The sequence below is a fragment of the Clostridium budayi genome, from assembly GCF_055396605.1.
Genome location: NZ_AP042456.1, coordinates 1,313,625 through 1,330,179, shown reverse-complemented (window position 1 = coordinate 1,330,179; position 16,555 = coordinate 1,313,625). Strand labels below are relative to the sequence as shown.

Sequence of the window (16,555 nt, the reverse complement as noted above, 5' to 3'; positions counted from 1 at the left end):
ATTTTCATTTAAAATTCTTTTAAAGTTTTAAAAATCTCTATAAGTTCATCAAAATCTAATCCTATGCTATTTGCTATCTCAATTGCTTCTGTTAATTTACACTCAATTTCCCTAAGTTTTTCTTCCATTAAAATCTCTTTATTTTGCCTTGCTACATATGAACCTTTTCCTTTAACCGTATATATGATCCCTTCCTTTTCTAACTCTTCATATGCCCTTTTAGTAGTTATTACACTCACTCTAAGTTCAGACGCTAAACTTCTTATTGATGGTAATATATCATCTTCTTTAAAATATCCACTTATAATCTCATTTCTTATAGCTTTTGATATTTGTTCATATATTGGCACTCCTGAAGTATTTGAAATGATTATATTCATTATTTCACCTCTTCCGTGTATATACTGTATATATTCTATATATACAGTATATACACACTAAAATATAAAATCAATACCTTTTATCATATTTTTTTATTTTTCCCATAATTTATATTTATTTAATATTGAAATTTATCTTAAATAAAATAGAGGATAGATAAGTATAAAATATACTTTCTATCCTCTATTGATTATTATTAATTTAAATTATTCAGCTTTTACCTCTTCGTTAACTTTCTTCTCTTCTTTTTTTGAATCATTTTTATCTTTAGAAGAAGTATTTGCATTTTCAAACGAATTTACAATTATATATCTAGAATCTCCAACATTCATATATTCAATCTTAACTTTATCGCCTGGTTTACTTAAAGAAACTTCTCTTGCAGTTTCAGTTGAAACTGAATATATATTATTATCATTTTTTAGTTTAATATCGTATATACTAGATCCTTCTTTTATAACTAAACCAACTCTTTCTATTTCCCCTTCAATAGTCTTTGCACTATCACTACCTTCAAGTGAAATGTTTGTATTTGTTAATACTTCTAAATACTTATTAAGTGTTGCTTGAAGTGAATCTCCTACTGCTACTGTATTATAATTTTTAACATTAACCATAGCATAGTTTTTAACTAGTCCATTAGCATCTTTTAATGTCATAAAGTAAGTTGGTTCATTTTGAATGTTTATTAAATATGGGAAAGTAGCTGTATATTTGTATTGCTGAACTTTACCTTCAGCGGATTTCATAGCTGCGCTTTCTGTAGCTCCTGCTGTCTTATACATAGTAGTTTTACCATCTCTTGTATTAGTTAATGTAAATCCAACTAAACCTTCATCATTACCTACTGATGTTATACCTGTATAGTAATAACATTCATCATTGTTATATATTAAGTTCATTCCTTCAGTTGATACAAGCTTATCCTTATCACTAAAGTTAAATACTCCATGAACTAATGTACCCCATTTATCTATATAATTTTTTATAAATTTATCTGGTTGTATTCTATCAACCCATTTTGGCATATTATCAATATCATAAATTTCAGATTCTCCAGTTTGTGCATCAATTATTAAAGCTCCTATAGCTTTCTTTTCAGTTACACCAACTCCAGTATCGTATCTTGTAATAACCCAGTAAGGTTTTCCTTCATCATCAAGTTCAAATGTATAATCAGTATGTTGAGCTTTCATATCTCTTAAAAAAGCAGCTCTATCTAAATCTGTTAATAAGTATGATGATTCTAGGTATTTAATATTTAACGGTTCACCATTTAATTCTGTTACTAATTGAACATCATTTTGGTTAGTTGCACTTACTTTAACATATCCTGGTGTTCCTTTATGATTTGTTATCCATTTAAATAAAGATGAGTGTTCAAGTGGTGCAACATAATAAAGTTCTCCATTTATGCTTTGAAGTGTTAAATCTCCAATATAAACTTGGCTACCCAGGCTTGGAATTTCCCCAAGCTTTTTATCTGCAAGCTTGTCCGCCAGTTCTTTATCTATAGTTGGTAATTGCTTTAAGTCAATATGCTTTATCTGACTTGAGAATTCAACTCCATCTACATTACCTAATAACTCTCTATGTGCTTTATAACTTACAAGTGGACTGCATAATATCATAATAACAACATATAACAATATACTAGCTCCACCTAAAGTAATATACTTTTTACTAAAATGAGTAACACCATAAATTATGCTACATAAAGCAAATGGAATTATTATAGCTAAAAAACTAATTGAGAAATCAAATATAAGTTTATTTTGTAAAAATAATATTACTCCCATAACTAAATAAGATATTAAAAGCCATTTTAAATATCCTTTAAAAGATGCCTTTCCACATTTATTTATGTTATTTATTTTGCTTTTTGAATTTTTAATCTTATTTATAAATTCAAAAATCTCAGAAAAATCCCCTCTATTATTCATAATCATTCTCCTTATTCTTTAAATTGTATAAATTATATCATAATGTAATAATAAATACTATATAAAATCAAAAATTATTCATATTATCTTCACTAATTAAAAATAATAAGCGCTAATCCATTTTAAGATAACAGATTAGCACTTTAATTCTTTTAATTGAAATCTTCAATTCTTATTATATTTTCAATCTTTTTAACAGTTTTAAGTTCATATATATCATCTATTGCATTTATAATTTGAGATTCTCTGCATTTATGTGTTACTAAAACTAGATCAACCTCATTAGGTTCTCTATTTTCGCCTCTTTGTATTACTGATCCCAAGCTTACATCATATTCTCCAAATATAGCTGTAATATCTCCAAGTACACCTGATTCATCTAATACACATATTCTTATATAGTATTTACTCTCTACACCTCTCATATCTCTTATTTCTTTATCCCATAAGTTATTCTTAGTCACAGATTGTAAGTTCTCATTATTTAATCCATTCTTTAATATATTAATCATATCACTTACTACAGCACTTCCTGTAGGTAAATCCCCTGCACCTCTTCCATAAAACATTAAGTCTCCAACTGCATTACCTTTAACGAAAACTGCATTAAATGAATCATATACATTTGCAAGAGGATGATTTTCAGGAATCATTGTAGGATGAACTCTCATCTCTAATTTTCCATTTTTATCTTTTACTGTTGCTAAAAGTTTAATAACCTTTTTAAATACTTTTGCATATTCAATGTCAATAGGCTTTATATTAGTTATTCCTTCTCTATATACGCTCTCAACATCTATTTTTGTTCCAAACGCTAATGATGAAAGTATTGCAAGTTTATACTGAGCATCAAATCCTTCTATATCTGATGTTGGATCCGCTTCAGCATATCCTTTTTCTTGTGCCCCTTTTAAAGCTTCATCAAAAGTTAGCCCTTCTAGTTCCATCTTTGTTAATATATAATTTGTTGTTCCATTTATTATGCCGTACATTTCCATCACTTTGTTCGCAGTTAAGCTTTCATTTATTCCTTGTATAATTGGAATACCTCCAGCTACACTTGCTTCATATTGGAACATTACCCCAACTTCATCAGCCTTTTCAAATAATTCGTCTCCTCTTGTTGCAAGAAGCATTTTATTTGCAGTTACTATATGTTTTTTTCTTTCCATACACTTAAGCATGTATCCTCTAGCAGGTTCAATACCTCCCATAACTTCAATTACTATTTTTATAGAGTCATCATTTAAAATTTCATTAAAATCTGTTGTTAAAAGCTCCTTTGGAACTTCTACACCTCTATCTTTTTCAACATCTCTTACAAGGACTTTTGATACTACAACTTCATAACCAGAACGTTTAAAAACTTCTTCTTTATTAGAGTTTAATATCATCCAGACACCGCGTCCAACATTACCAAGACCTAGTAATGCAATATTAACTTTTTTCATAATTTATACCCCCTTTTATAAAATGCCCCAATTGTAATACAATTCTAATTATACAATTAAATGTATTTCTTTTCCATAGATTATTGCTTTTTATATTTTTTTATAAAAAAAGTATCAGTTAAATACTTAACTGATACTTCTAAATGCTAGTCTATTATTCTTCTAACTCTTCCTATTCTACTCCATGGTACATTTGCTATCTTAACATAATCATGTGACTTTGGAGCTTCAATCCATTTTCCATTTCCAAGATACATACCAACGTGTTGTAAATTTCCATAGAATAATAAATCTCCAGGCCTTGCATCATTTACTGCTACTTCTCTACCATTATTTATTTGAGAATAAGTTGATCCTCCAATATTAATTCCAATTTGTTTAAAGCCCCAATAAAATAATCCTGAGCAGTCGAAAGCTCTATATCCACTATTTATATATTTAGATGGTATATCATATTTTCCTTGTGCAGCTTCATTTGGGAAAGTATTCTTAAACATTCTTATACTTTCTGTTGTGATAAACTCACCCTTACCACCCCACATATAAGGTGATCCTATTTGTGCCTTTAATATATTAATTAAATTTTCAGTAGTTGCTGATGTAGATGTTTCAGAATTTTTATCTACTATTCTAATATAATCAGCACTTGCATAGCCTGTTTTACCATTTGAATTTACTTTATACCAATTTCCATGTTTACTTTCAATTTTAAATACTTCTCCTGGTACTAAGTATCCAATAACCGAACTACTTGTATTTGGTTCTTTCCTAAGCCTTAAACTAGTTGAAACATTAACTAGCTTACCATATTGATTAACAGCACTTTCGCTTCCACTGTTTGAATTTCCGCTATTTGAACTATTTCCGCTACCAACAATTTGTACATAATCTTGGTGAACGTATCCAGTCGTTCCATTATGATTAATTTTATAGAATGATCCTGATTTACCAGTAATATTAAATGTTTGTCCATTTAATAAATATCCAACAACTGAACTATTTGTACTCGGTGCATTTCTAATTCTTAAATTAGATGATATATTTATAACCTTTCCAATTGATTTTTCACTTGTTTCATGATTATTATTACTACTATTGTTAGTATTGCTACTTTCTCCAACTATAGCAACATAGTCACTATGAACGTATCCTATAGTACCATTTCCGTTTATTTTATACCATGAGCCACTTTTCTCTAGTATTTTAAATTTATCTCCATTTGAAAGATAACCAACAACGGAATGATTAGTACCAGCACCACTTCTTATTCTTAAACTACTTGAAACATTTTTAACTTGTCCCATTTTATTATTAACGCTAGTGTTATTATTGTTAGTATTATTGCTATTATTATTGCTATTATGACCACTACCTATAACTTCTACATATTCTCCATATACGTATCCTGTTTTTCCATTTGCTTTTATTTTATACCAATCGCCTGATTTTCCTAAAATATCAAAAGTATTTCCTTCATATAAATATCCTATTGTAGAGTGATTTGTACCCGCTCCACTCCTCATTCTAAGGCTACTACTTATATTTATAACTTTACCTTTTCCTGAAGAATTTGTGTTATTTGAGTTATTAGAGCCAAGCTTTACATAATCCTCATGAACAAAGCCTTCTTTTCCTTCGTAATCTATTTTATAAAAGCTTCCTTCTTTGCCTTTAATGTTCACTTTATTTCCATTATATAAATATCCTATAATTTCTGAACTAGTATTTGACTTAGCTCTTACTCTTAAACAACTAGAAATATTTATAACCTCACCTGTATTTGACATTTTTTCTGAAAGCATTGATTTATGTAAGTCATCTGCATGAGCTATCTTTCCATCTTGTATTAAAACAGCACCTGTTCCTGCAGATGTAGCTAAAACTAATGCCATAATTTTCTTTTTATTATCCATTATATCACTCCCATATACCCAAATTATAACACTATACCTTTACATTTTACCCTACTTTCATATATATTTAAAGGAATTTTTAATCATTTTGTAACTTTTTATCCAAAAGTAACAATTATGTAACATTTTATATTAAATTCTTATTGGAAGTGTACTACATCCTATTCCTCCACCTGCTTTTATAATTTCATCATACTCACATTGTAATACTTTATATCCATTTTTTCTAAGTATTCTAGTAGCTTCTGTATCACTACATATAACCCTCTTTTTATCTAATGTAATTATATTAATTCCTAAATTATCAGCACTTTTCTTTGATACATAATAAATATTTTTAAACTCTTTTTCTATCGTTTCAATATCATAAATATAATCACAAACTATTGCTGACTTTTTATCTAATATGTTAAATACACAATCTAAATGAAGCTTACTTACTGAATCAAATCTTATAGGAATAACTTTATATTTGCTTCCTACATCCTCTAAATACTGTTCTAATTCTGATATAGCTTCTTCACTTGTTCTTTGACTAAGTCCAACAAATATTTTTGAATCCCCTATTACTACATCTCCGCCTTCAATTTCATTTTCAAATTCATAATACTTTAATCTATTTTTTCTTATATGTTCTAATAACTTTTTTGTTTCTGTTTTTCTATGTTTATTTTTTAATTTGCATACAAATAAAGTTCCTTCTAAAGAAAATCCTATATCTCTTGTAAAAACTTCACTTACCCCTTTTTCAGTATTTAAAAAATAATATTTTATATTTTCTTCTGATAATATATTTAAAAGACTATTATAATTATCATAAACTTTTTCCATTGAAATATTATCTTTATGCTGATTTCTATAATCTATGATTTCAAAATAACTTGGATATCTCATTAAAATATAATTAATATCTTTCATTTTCTCATTCCTCTTTCGCTCACTAATCTTTTATATTTAATAACCTTATACTTATAATATAACTCTCATTATAATTATTTATCAATATATTATTAATTTATATTCTACTACAAAAATTATAATATTTAATAAATTTATAAAAAATAAAAGAGGGTTAACAAAAATAATTTGTTCCCTCTTCTTTATTATTTATCTTTTTCTGATTTATTTTCTTTATCTTCTTTTACATCTTCGCTAGCTGTCTTCTTATCTTCCTTCTTTTCTTCTTTTACATCTTCACTAGTTGTTTTCTTATCTTCCTTCTTTTCTTCTTTTATATCTTCACTAGTTGTTTTCTTATCTTCTTTCTTTTCTTCTTTTATATCTTCACTAGTTGCTTTCTTGTCTTCCTTCTTTTCTTCTTTTACATCTTCACTAGTTGTTTTCTTGTCTTCCTTCTTTTCTTCTTTTACATCTTCACTAGTTGCTTTCTTATCTTCTTTCTTTTCTTCTTCTGAGTAAACATCATTAACACTAGTTTCTTTTTCTGCTCTCTCTTTTTTACTTGTTACTTTTATTTTCTTTGCACTTGCTTGAGGTGGAATTGATTTTGTTATCTTTTGATCTAAAATTGCACATATATGATCCCCAACTTCAAGTTTAATTTCTTCCTTACAATCTTTCTTATTGCAACTTCCATGTAACTTAGTTTTTTCATTAACTTTTATAATAATTTCACCTTTATATACATCACAAGCATTCATATATCCATCTACTAATAATTTAATATCCTTTGAATCCTTACATTCTTCTACCTTTTTTATAGTCCCCATAAATATTGGACCTTTTCTTGGATGTGCAGATGCTGGAATTGAAAATAATCCTACAAATAATATTGCTGCAACAATACTCTTTTTAAATATGTTTTTCATATATAATATCCTCCTTTGTTATCAATACAAAAATTATTTTTTCCTAAAACTAAAAAAATATTCTACAAATTTCTCCTAAATTGTTTCATTAAAACGATTTACTGAATATAATTTAGTAACAAAAAGTTTTTTGGAGGCTTATCTATGAAACTTCAAAGGTTTGAACTAAAAGAAAAATTAAAGAGTTTTTTTATTTATCTTTTACTTGAGCTTGTTATAGCCTTTTTTATCTCCCTTGTTACTAGCTTCATCTATAATGACATATTACTTTGTATTGGTCTTGTTCCAGCTATTATAGGTTGTTTCTCATTATATGATGCTCATAGTGCAATGATAGAACTTAACTCTCTAAGTCAAAGTAAATCACCTTACTTTTCAGAAGCCAAAATTGCTTTAGCTAAAAGGGAAAATGAATTATTAAAATTAAAAAATTCTTTTACTGGTAGTATACTTGATTTAAGACTTCATAGTTTAGAACTAATGTTATCAGGAATAACTTTAATTATACTAAGTATATTTTAGATTTATAAAAAAGACACCTAAAAAATAGGTGTCTTTTTATTAATCTTCTTTTTCTTCTTTTGGTAATATTCCTATTCCAAGCTCTTCTAATTGTTTTTCATCTACTATATTTGGAGCTTCACTTAAATAGCAATATGCATTTTGGTTTTTAGGGAATGCTATAACATCTTTGATGTTTTCAGTTCCAGCTAAGAACATTATCATTCTATCTAATCCAAATGCTAATCCGCCGTGTGGTGGTGGTCCGAATTTAAATGCTTCTAATAAGAATCCAAATCTCTTCCAAGCTTCTTCCATAGTGAATCCTAAAGCTTTAAACATTCTTTCTTGAAGTTTAGTATCGTGAATTCTAATTGATCCACCACCTAATTCTTCTCCATTTAAAACTAAGTCATATGCTATTGATCTAACTTTTCCTGGATCTGTTTCTAAGAATTCTAAGTCTTCTTCCATTGGAGCTGTGAATGGATGGTGACATGCTGTATATCTTCCTTCTTCTTCACTGTACTCGAATAATGGGAATTCTGTAATCCATGTAAAGTTAAATTCATTCTTATCTTTGATTAAATCAAGCTTCTTAGCAAGTTCTAATCTTAAAGCACCTAAGCTTTGGAATACTACTGAGTTTTTATCTGCAACTATTAAAACTAAATCTCCCTTTTTAGCTCCAGCTGTTTCTAAAAGATTTGCCATTTGTTCTTCTGTTAAGAACTTAGCTATTGGTGATTGTATTCCATCTTCTTTAACTTTAATCCATGCAAGACCTTTTGCTTTGTATGTCTTAACGAACTCTCCAAGTCTATCTATGTCTTTTCTTCCCATAGATTCTCCGCCTTCAACTACAAGAGCTCTAACTGATCCTCCGTTTGAAATAGCATCGCTAAATACTTTAAATTCAACATCTTTTACTGATTCTGTGATGTTTTGAATTTTCATTCCAAATCTTAAGTCTGGCTTATCTGATCCATAGCTTTCCATAGCTTCTTTAAATGTCATTCTCTTAATTGGAAGTTTAACTTCATGTCCTAATACTTCTTTAAATACATGAGCTATTAAACCTTCATTTAATGCCATTACATCTTCTTGATCTACAAAACTCATTTCTAAGTCAACTTGAGTGAATTCTGGTTGTCTATTTGCTCTTAAATCTTCATCTCTGAAACATTTAGTTATTTGATAGTACTTATCAAATCCTGAAACCATTAATAATTGTTTAAATATTTGTGGTGATTGAGGAAGTGCATAGAACATTCCTGGATAATTTCTTGAAGGAACTAAGTAGTCTCTTGCTCCTTCTGGAGTACTCTTTGTAAGTACTGGAGTTTCAACTTCTAAGAATCCGTTATTATCTAGGTAATCTCTGATTGCCTTTGATGTTCTATTTCTAATCATAAATATTTTTTGCATATCTGGTCTTCTAAGGTCTAAGTATCTATACTTTAATCTTATATTTTCAGCTGCATCTAAATCTTCTTTGATATATATTGGAGGAGTTTCTGATTCTGATAGAATTTTTATATCCTCACATTTTAATTCTACAAGTCCTGTTGCTAGATCTTTATTTGGAGCTTCTCTAAGTACTACTTCACCAGTTACAGCGATACAATATTCAGGTCTAACTCCCTTTGCCTTTTCAAAAACTTCTTCTTTTACATCGTCACCGAATACTACTTGCATTATTCCAGTTCTATCTCTTAAATCAATGAACTGTAATCCCCCAAGTTTTCTATTTCTTTGAACCCATCCCATTAGAGTAATTTTCTTACCCTTATGTTCTTCTCTAGGTTCACCACACATCATTGTTCTTTTTAAACCGCTAAGCGCTTCTGCCATATGTGATTCCTCCATATCTATTTTAATATAATTTTAGCAAATTAATTTTACTCTTAAGCCTTAATAACTTCCTTGATCTTTTCTAAATCTTCTAAGCTTAATTCAAATTGTTCTCCATCACTCATTCTCTTAAATCTTGCAGTTTTGCTTGAAAGTTCATCATCACCTAAAACAACACTAAACTTTGCATTTATTTTATTTGCATACTTCATTTCTGCTTTAAAACTTCTTCCTGCATGGTTTATTTCTGAGTTAACTCCAATTTCTCTAAGTTTATGAGCTAATCTAAATGCTTCCTTTGCTCCTTCTTCTCCTCTAGATGCTAAATAAAGTTCAACTAGTGGTTCATTTGGAATTTCGATACCTTCATTTTCTATTGTCATTATAAGTCTTTCGATACCCATTCCAAAACCTATAGCTGGAGTTTCAGGACCTCCGATTTCTTCTATAAGCTTATCATATCTTCCTCCTCCACATACTGTGAAGTCTGAATTTAAGATTTCAAATATTGTCTTAGTATAATAATCAAGACCTCTAACTATTGAAGGATCTATATTGTATTCTATTCCTAAAATATTTAAGTACTCTTTAACTTTTTCAAAGTGATCACTACACTCTTCACAAATATAATCTAATATTATTGGAGCATTCTTTGTAATTTCTTTACAAGATTTTTCTTTACAATCTAATATTCTCATTGGATTTTTATTAAATCTTGACTTACATGTAGGACATAATCCTTCATAGTTTTCTTCTAAGAATTTCTTTAATGCTTCATTGTATTTAGGTCTACAACTAGGACATCCTAAATTATTTATATTTAGGCTAAGTCCTTTAAGGCCAATCTTTTTAAGTATTGACATTGCAAGTGCCATAACTTCTGCATCCATTGAAGGTTCTTTTGAACCAAACATTTCAACTCCATATTGATGGAATTCTCTAAATCTACCTTTTTGTGCTTTTTCATATCTAAAGCATGGTGTAATATAATAAAGCTTTGTTGGTTGTGCTTCATTAAATAATCTATTTTCAATAAAAGCTCTAACTGCTGGTGCAGTTCCTTCTGGCTTTAATGTTATACTTCTATCACCTTTATCCTTAAAAGTGTACATTTCTTTTTGAACTATATCAGTAGTTTCTCCAACTCCTCTTAAGAATAATTCAGTGTGCTCAAACATTGGTGTTCTTATTTCTCTTATTCCAAAGTTTTTTGAAATTTCTCTAAATATATTTTCAACGTAATGCCACTTATAAGCATCACTTGGTAACATATCTTTAGTACCCTTAGGTGCTTGTATTTCCATCTAATTGCCTCCTATTTGTATAATGTATCAAGTAAATTAATCTTACCTTCTATCATTTCATCTATTCTATTAATATATTCTCTAACATCTTTAACATTTGGGAATCTTTCTATTCTATTTTCTTCTAAAAATACCACTTTAGATACTGCATCAGCACCAAGTGCAATTATAGTTTGCTTATCTTCAATCATTTGCATATTATAAATACATTCTTTGCCTTCTTTTGCATATCCTAAGTTTTCCATATTCCCAACCATATTCTTTTGTCTATACATATAATATGGAATTAATCCTAAATCTTTAGCTAACTCTTTACTCTCTTCATACATTTTGCTTATTTCATCTTGGCTCTTTATTCCGAGACCTTTTTTTAGAATGAAGTTTTCATAAAGTCTTGACCCTCTCTTTAATGAAAGTCCATGAACTGTTAAACTATCTGGCTTAAGATTTTTAATTTCTTCTGCTGTAATTTTTGAATTTTCAAGTCCTTCTCCTGGAAGTCCTATTATCATATCCATATTTATATCTTTAAATCCTAAAGCTCTTGCCATGTTAAATTTTTCTTTAACATCTTCTGATGAATGATTTCTTCCTATTAATTTTAATGTTTCATCGTTCATAGTTTGAGGATTTATACTTATTCTAGATACTTCATACTTTTTCATTGTTTTGAGTTTTTCTTCAGTTATTGAATCTGGTCTTCCACATTCAACTGTAAATTCTACAATATTTTTGTCCTTTACAAAAGAATTATAAACCTTATTCATTATTTCTTCAAACTCTTCATTTGAAACTGACGTAGGAGTACCCCCACCAAAGTATACTGTTTCTATCTCTAAGTTCTTATAATCCACATATTCTTTTATTTTGCTTATTTCTTTAGAAAGAGCATCTAAATAAGGTCTAACTAATTTCTTATTTCCAGAAATAGGGTTAGATGCAAAGGAACAATATAAACATCTAGTAGGACAAAAAGCCATTCCAATATATATAGCAATTTTATTTCTCTCTTTGTTTACAAATTTCTCTTCAAATTTTGCAACATCAATACAAAGCTTAGCCTTTTCTTCCATAGCCATATATTTTTTATAGAAATATTCTACTATTTCTTCCTCTGTTTTTCCCTCATCTAAAAGCTTTAAGGCAATCTTTGATGGCCTTATACCAACTAAAGTTCCCCAAGGATATTCATCAGAAGTTATTTCTTTTAAAGCTTTAAATATAAGAAGTTTTATTGAATCTTTTATATTATCTTTAATCTTCTCTTCACGTTTAAAGTCTTCTTTTTCAAAGATAACTTCATTATCATATACCTTTATCACATAATCATATTTATCTACTTCATCTTCCTTTGGAAATTTAATATCATCTAAAGGAAAATATATATTAAACATTTGATAAACATCATATCTGTATTTTAAATCATTTAACCCTATATTTATTATCATATTTTCTCCTTAATTTAAAAATGGATTATTTTTTCTTTCAAATCCAATTGTTGACTTTGGACCGTGTCCTGGATATACATCAACATAATCTCCTAAAGGTAATAATTTAGTCTTTATACTAGTTATTATTTTACCAAAGTCTCCTCCAGCAAAATCTGTTCTTCCAATTGCACCATTAAATAAAGTATCTCCTGAGAATAATGAATCTCCTATTAAGAAAGATACTCCTCCTTCTGTGTGTCCTGGAGTATGAATTACTTTAATCTTTTTATCACCAATAGATAAACTTAAGTCTTCTGTTAAATATCCATCTGCTTTTCTTATACTTCCATATACATAACTCTTATTGTCTATATATTTTTGTTCTGCTTCATGTACGTAAAATGGAATTTTAAGTTTATCACTTAAATACTCAACTGCTCCAACATGATCTAAATGCGCATGAGTTAATAAAATGAATTTTGGTTTAATATTTAATCCTTTTATTATTTCTAAAAGTTTAACTTCATCTCCACCTGGATCAATTATTCCAGCTTCTCTTGTTTTTTCATCAATTACTATATAACAGTTTGCATCATATATACCAGCAGGTATTGTCTTAATAATCATAAAAAACCATCTCCTAATATTAAAATTTTTTAGTGCTATCTAGAAGCAGCGTGACAGGACCATCATTTTGAATGTCAACTTTCATATCAGCTCCAAACTCACCAGTTTGAACATTTAGCCCTGTTTCTTGTAACATTTCTACAAGTTTTAGGTATAATACTTTAGCTTCTTCTCCACCTTTAGCATTCATGAAATTTGGTCTTCTACCTTTTCTACAATCACCGTATAGCGTGAACTGAGAAATTATTAAAAGTTCCCCTTTTACATCTAATACAGAAAAATTCATTTTATCATTTTCATCTTCAAATATTCTAAGATTTATAATTTTATCTTTTATATATTTTAAATCTTCAATTGTATCATCATTAGATATACCAATTAAAACATTTAATCCTCTTCCTATACTACCTATTACTTCTCCATTTACTTTTACATTAGATGAAGATACTCTTTGAACTACAGCCCTCAAAATTTACACATCCTTTAATTATTCATTCTATATACGTCATGAACACCTTTAATTTTTCTTATATTTTTCATAAATTCTTTTAATTGTTCAATTGAATTTATTTTAATCTTTAAATTTATTACTGCAACATTCCCTTTTGAAGAATTTGCATTTAAGGCCATTAAAGGTAAATTCTTTTCAGTAATAACTTGCATTACATCAGAAATAATACCCATTCTGTCTTCTGCATTAATTTGAACTTCTGCTAAGTATCCAGCACCTTTTTCTTTTCCAAAACTAGCTTCTACAATTTTATCTTTCTCATTTTTTATTAAAGATTTTATATTGTTACAATCTTTTCTATGAATAGAAACTCCTCTTCCTTTTGTAATGTATCCAAGAACCTCATCTCCTGGAACAGGATTACAACATTTTGCGAATCTAACCATAATGTTACTAAGTCCTTTTACAGTTACTCCGTAATTATTATCATTTGATTGTTTCTTTTCATTTTTATGAATTTGCTCTTCAATATTTTTTTCTACTAGTTCTTTAGAATGCTTCTCTTTATCATCTATACTTTCTTCTTTTAGTCTTGAAACTATATTAGATGCACATATCATTCCAACACCTATACGTGAATAAAGATCTTCCATGCTATGAATGTTATATCTTTTTTGCATCTTTTCATAAGCATCACCTTTAGCTATATCATTAAATATAACACCTTGCTTTTTTAGTTCCTTTTCTAAAAGTTCTTTACCTTTATCTATATTTTCAACTTTTTTAATTTTCTTAAACCATTGTCTTATCTTACTTTTTGCTTGATTACTTTTAGCAATATTTAGCCAATCCATCTTTGGCCCTTGTGCTGTTTTTGATGTTATTATTTCAACAATTTCTCCTGTTTTAAGCTTATAATCAAGTGGAACTATTTTACCATTAACTTTAGCACCAATACATCTATTGCCTATATCTGTATGTATCCTATATGCAAAATCTATTGGTGTTGAACCACTTGCTAAGTTAATTACAACGCCTTTAGGAGTAAATACGAATACTTCATCTGAAAATAAATCTATTTTAAAGCCTTCTATAAATTCTTCAGCATCTGAAGTTTCTTTTTGCCACTCTAAAATATCTCTAAGCCATGCAAGCTTAGTTTCAAAGTCAACGCCTTTATCATCTTCGCCGCCTTCTTTGTACTTCCAATGGGCAGCTATACCATACTCAGCAGTTTTATGCATTTCAAAAGTTCTTATTTGTATCTCAAAAGTTTTCCCTTGAGGTCCGATTACAGTTGTATGAAGGGATTGATACATATTAGGCTTTGGCATAGCAATATAATCTTTAAATCTTCCAGGTATAGGTTTATATATTGTATGAACTATACCTAATACTCCATAGCAATCTTTTACTGAATTAACTAATATTCTTATTGCAGTTAAATCAAATATCTGCTCTATACTTTTATGCTTATTTACCATTTTTCTATAAATACTATAGAAATGCTTTGGTCTTCCCTCAATATCAGCATCTATTCCAGCATCTTGAAGTTTATCATCTAAATCCTTTATTACAGAATCTATATACTCTTCTCTTTCAACTCTTTTTTCAGCAATCTTTTTTACTAAATCATAATATTCTTCTTCATGCAAATATCTAAAAGCAAGATCTTCAAGCTCCCACTTAATCTTTGACATACCTAGTCTATGAGCAAGTGGTGCATATATATCTAATGTTTCTTTCGCTTTTTGCTTTTGCTTTTCTTTCTTCATAAACTTAAGAGTTCTAAGATTATGAAGTCTATCAGCAAGTTTTATAATAATTACTCTTATATCCTTTGCCATTGCTAAAAGCATTTTTCTAACATTATCTGCTTGTTGTTCTTCCTTAGTCTTATACTGTATTTTGCCAAGCTTTGTTACCCCTTCAACTAGGTTTGCAATTTCCTCATTAAATTCTCTAGCCATATCCTCATATGTATAATCTGTATCTTCGATTACATCATGTAAAAGACCTGCTGCAATTGTACTAGTATCCATTCCAAGTTCAGCTAAAATACAAGCAACATCGATTGGATGTGTTATGTAAGGTTCTCCTGATATTCTTTTTTGATCCTTATGAGCTTCTTTAGCAACCTCATAAGCTTTTTTTATAACATCAATGTCTACATTATTACAATTTTCATTGATTACTTTAATTAACTCGTCTATCATATTAGGATTACGCTCCCTTTTAATAGTATAATTGTTTAAAATCAAAGGCTGGTTTTCTAACCAGCCATTATCTATTATTATATAATATTGTCAAATCTTTTTCAAATAATTTTAGACATCATATTGAGTTAATGACATTACATCATAACCTTCTAACTTGCCTCTTCCATTTAATTCTGTAAGTTCAATTACAAAATCTAATGAAACTACTTCTCCACCTGCATGTTCTACAAGTTTTGCAACCGCTTCAATAGTACCACCTGTTGCTAATAAATCATCAACAATTGCAACTCTTTGTCCTTTTTTTATAGCATCTTTGTGTATTTCTAAATTATCTGTGCCATATTCTAAATCATAAGCCATTGAAAGTGTTTCTCCTGGTAATTTACCTGGCTTTCTAACTGGAACAAATCCAACGCCTAATGCGTATGCAACAGGAACACCAAATATGAATCCTCTAGCTTCTGGTCCTACTACTAAATCAATCTTCTTATCTTTTAAATGCTTTACTATTTCATCAACTGATGCTCTTAAACCTTCTCCGTCACCTATTAATGTAGTAATATCCTTAAAGCTTATACCTTCCTTAGGAAAATTATCAATTACTCTTATCTTATCCTTTAAATTCATATTAATTCCTCCAATTATTCATATT

14 protein-coding genes are annotated in these 16,555 nt (G+C 28.7%); 1 reads left to right on the top strand and 13 read right to left on the bottom strand.

All coding sequences use genetic code 11. The features are described 5' to 3' along the window. Positions 1-8 precede the first annotated feature (8 nt). From ACZ5TJ_RS06180 to ACZ5TJ_RS06155, 6 genes are all read right to left on the bottom strand, one after another. Positions 9-380 carry a GntR family transcriptional regulator gene (locus ACZ5TJ_RS06180; protein WP_464202021.1) on the bottom strand — a complete coding sequence of 124 codons (372 nt, stop codon included), beginning with the start codon at positions 378-380 and terminating at the stop codon, positions 9-11. 207 nt (positions 381-587) lie between these two features. After that, positions 588-2,180, bottom strand: a complete 1,593-nt coding sequence (locus ACZ5TJ_RS06175; protein ID WP_464202284.1) for a cell shape-determining protein — start codon at positions 2,178-2,180, stop codon at positions 588-590. 296 nt (positions 2,181-2,476) lie between these two features. After that, entirely contained in the window at positions 2,477-3,775 is a 1,299-nt protein-coding gene (locus ACZ5TJ_RS06170; RefSeq protein WP_464202019.1) for a homoserine dehydrogenase, read from the bottom strand. Between the two features lie 146 nt (positions 3,776-3,921). Then, entirely contained in the window at positions 3,922-5,688 is a 1,767-nt protein-coding gene (locus ACZ5TJ_RS06165) for a C40 family peptidase (RefSeq protein ID WP_464202018.1), read from the bottom strand. A 132-nt stretch (positions 5,689-5,820) separates the two neighbouring features. Beyond that, on the bottom strand, positions 5,821-6,606 hold the full coding sequence (locus tag ACZ5TJ_RS06160) for a dimethylarginine dimethylaminohydrolase family protein (RefSeq protein ID WP_464202016.1): 786 nt from the start codon (positions 6,604-6,606) through the stop codon (positions 5,821-5,823). 185 nt (positions 6,607-6,791) lie between these two features. Then, positions 6,792-7,517 carry a hypothetical protein gene (locus ACZ5TJ_RS06155; protein WP_464202015.1) on the bottom strand — a complete coding sequence of 242 codons (726 nt, stop codon included), beginning with the start codon at positions 7,515-7,517 and terminating at the stop codon, positions 6,792-6,794. Positions 7,518-7,661: 144 nt separating this feature from the next. Between ACZ5TJ_RS06155 and ACZ5TJ_RS06150 the strand changes: the two genes are divergently transcribed. Next, positions 7,662-8,039 (top strand): hypothetical protein, encoded by a 378-nt coding sequence (locus ACZ5TJ_RS06150; protein WP_464202014.1) that lies wholly within the window; start codon positions 7,662-7,664, stop codon positions 8,037-8,039. Between the two features lie 39 nt (positions 8,040-8,078). Here ACZ5TJ_RS06150 and aspS read toward each other — a convergent pair whose 3' ends face one another. The 7 genes from aspS to ACZ5TJ_RS06115 all read right to left on the bottom strand — a co-directional run bounded on the left by aspS (position 8,079) and on the right by ACZ5TJ_RS06115 (position 16,530). Continuing rightward, positions 8,079-9,872 carry an aspartate--tRNA ligase gene (aspS, locus tag ACZ5TJ_RS06145; protein WP_464202013.1) on the bottom strand — a complete coding sequence of 598 codons (1,794 nt, stop codon included), beginning with the start codon at positions 9,870-9,872 and terminating at the stop codon, positions 8,079-8,081. A 53-nt stretch (positions 9,873-9,925) separates the two neighbouring features. Further along, complete coding sequence (hisS, locus tag ACZ5TJ_RS06140) at positions 9,926-11,176, bottom strand: histidine--tRNA ligase (RefSeq protein ID WP_045726183.1); 1,251 nt, start codon at positions 11,174-11,176, stop codon at positions 9,926-9,928. An 11-nt stretch (positions 11,177-11,187) separates the two neighbouring features. Next, positions 11,188-12,624, bottom strand: a complete 1,437-nt coding sequence (locus ACZ5TJ_RS06135; RefSeq protein WP_464202012.1) for a coproporphyrinogen III oxidase — start codon at positions 12,622-12,624, stop codon at positions 11,188-11,190. 9 nt (positions 12,625-12,633) lie between these two features. Continuing rightward, positions 12,634-13,233: an MBL fold metallo-hydrolase gene (locus ACZ5TJ_RS06130; protein ID WP_464202011.1), complete on the bottom strand. Its 600-nt coding sequence runs from the start codon at positions 13,231-13,233 to the stop codon at positions 12,634-12,636. A gap of 19 nt (positions 13,234-13,252) precedes the next feature. Further along, positions 13,253-13,702 (bottom strand): D-aminoacyl-tRNA deacylase, encoded by a 450-nt coding sequence (gene dtd / locus ACZ5TJ_RS06125; protein WP_464202010.1) that lies wholly within the window; start codon positions 13,700-13,702, stop codon positions 13,253-13,255. 14 nt (positions 13,703-13,716) lie between these two features. After that, positions 13,717-15,900: a RelA/SpoT family protein gene (locus ACZ5TJ_RS06120; protein WP_464202008.1), complete on the bottom strand. Its 2,184-nt coding sequence runs from the start codon at positions 15,898-15,900 to the stop codon at positions 13,717-13,719. A 111-nt stretch (positions 15,901-16,011) separates the two neighbouring features. Continuing rightward, on the bottom strand, positions 16,012-16,530 hold the full coding sequence (locus ACZ5TJ_RS06115; protein WP_464202006.1) for an adenine phosphoribosyltransferase: 519 nt from the start codon (positions 16,528-16,530) through the stop codon (positions 16,012-16,014). Between the last annotated feature and the right edge of the window lie 25 nt (positions 16,531-16,555).

Coding starts and splice junctions, on each gene's coding strand:
- ACZ5TJ_RS06165 (WP_464202018.1), bottom strand. CDS start 5,688: ATGGATAATAAAAAGAAAATTATGGCATTAGTTTTAGCTACATCTGCA.
- ACZ5TJ_RS06175 (WP_464202284.1), bottom strand. CDS start 2,180: ATGGGAGTAATATTATTTTTACAAAATAAACTTATATTTGATTTCTCA.
- aspS (WP_464202013.1), bottom strand. CDS start 9,872: ATGGCAGAAGCGCTTAGCGGTTTAAAAAGAACAATGATGTGTGGTGAA.
- ACZ5TJ_RS06170 (WP_464202019.1), bottom strand. CDS start 3,775: ATGAAAAAAGTTAATATTGCATTACTAGGTCTTGGTAATGTTGGACGC.
- ACZ5TJ_RS06160 (WP_464202016.1), bottom strand. CDS start 6,606: ATGAAAGATATTAATTATATTTTAATGAGATATCCAAGTTATTTTGAA.
- ACZ5TJ_RS06150 (WP_464202014.1), top strand. CDS start 7,662: ATGAAACTTCAAAGGTTTGAACTAAAAGAAAAATTAAAGAGTTTTTTT.
- ACZ5TJ_RS06115 (WP_464202006.1), bottom strand. CDS start 16,530: ATGAATTTAAAGGATAAGATAAGAGTAATTGATAATTTTCCTAAGGAA.
- hisS (WP_045726183.1), bottom strand. CDS start 11,176: ATGGAAATACAAGCACCTAAGGGTACTAAAGATATGTTACCAAGTGAT.
- ACZ5TJ_RS06180 (WP_464202021.1), bottom strand. CDS start 380: ATGAATATAATCATTTCAAATACTTCAGGAGTGCCAATATATGAACAA.
- ACZ5TJ_RS06120 (WP_464202008.1), bottom strand. CDS start 15,900: ATGATAGACGAGTTAATTAAAGTAATCAATGAAAATTGTAATAATGTA.
- ACZ5TJ_RS06135 (WP_464202012.1), bottom strand. CDS start 12,624: ATGATAATAAATATAGGGTTAAATGATTTAAAATACAGATATGATGTT.
- ACZ5TJ_RS06155 (WP_464202015.1), bottom strand. CDS start 7,517: ATGAAAAACATATTTAAAAAGAGTATTGTTGCAGCAATATTATTTGTA.
- ACZ5TJ_RS06130 (WP_464202011.1), bottom strand. CDS start 13,233: ATGATTATTAAGACAATACCTGCTGGTATATATGATGCAAACTGTTAT.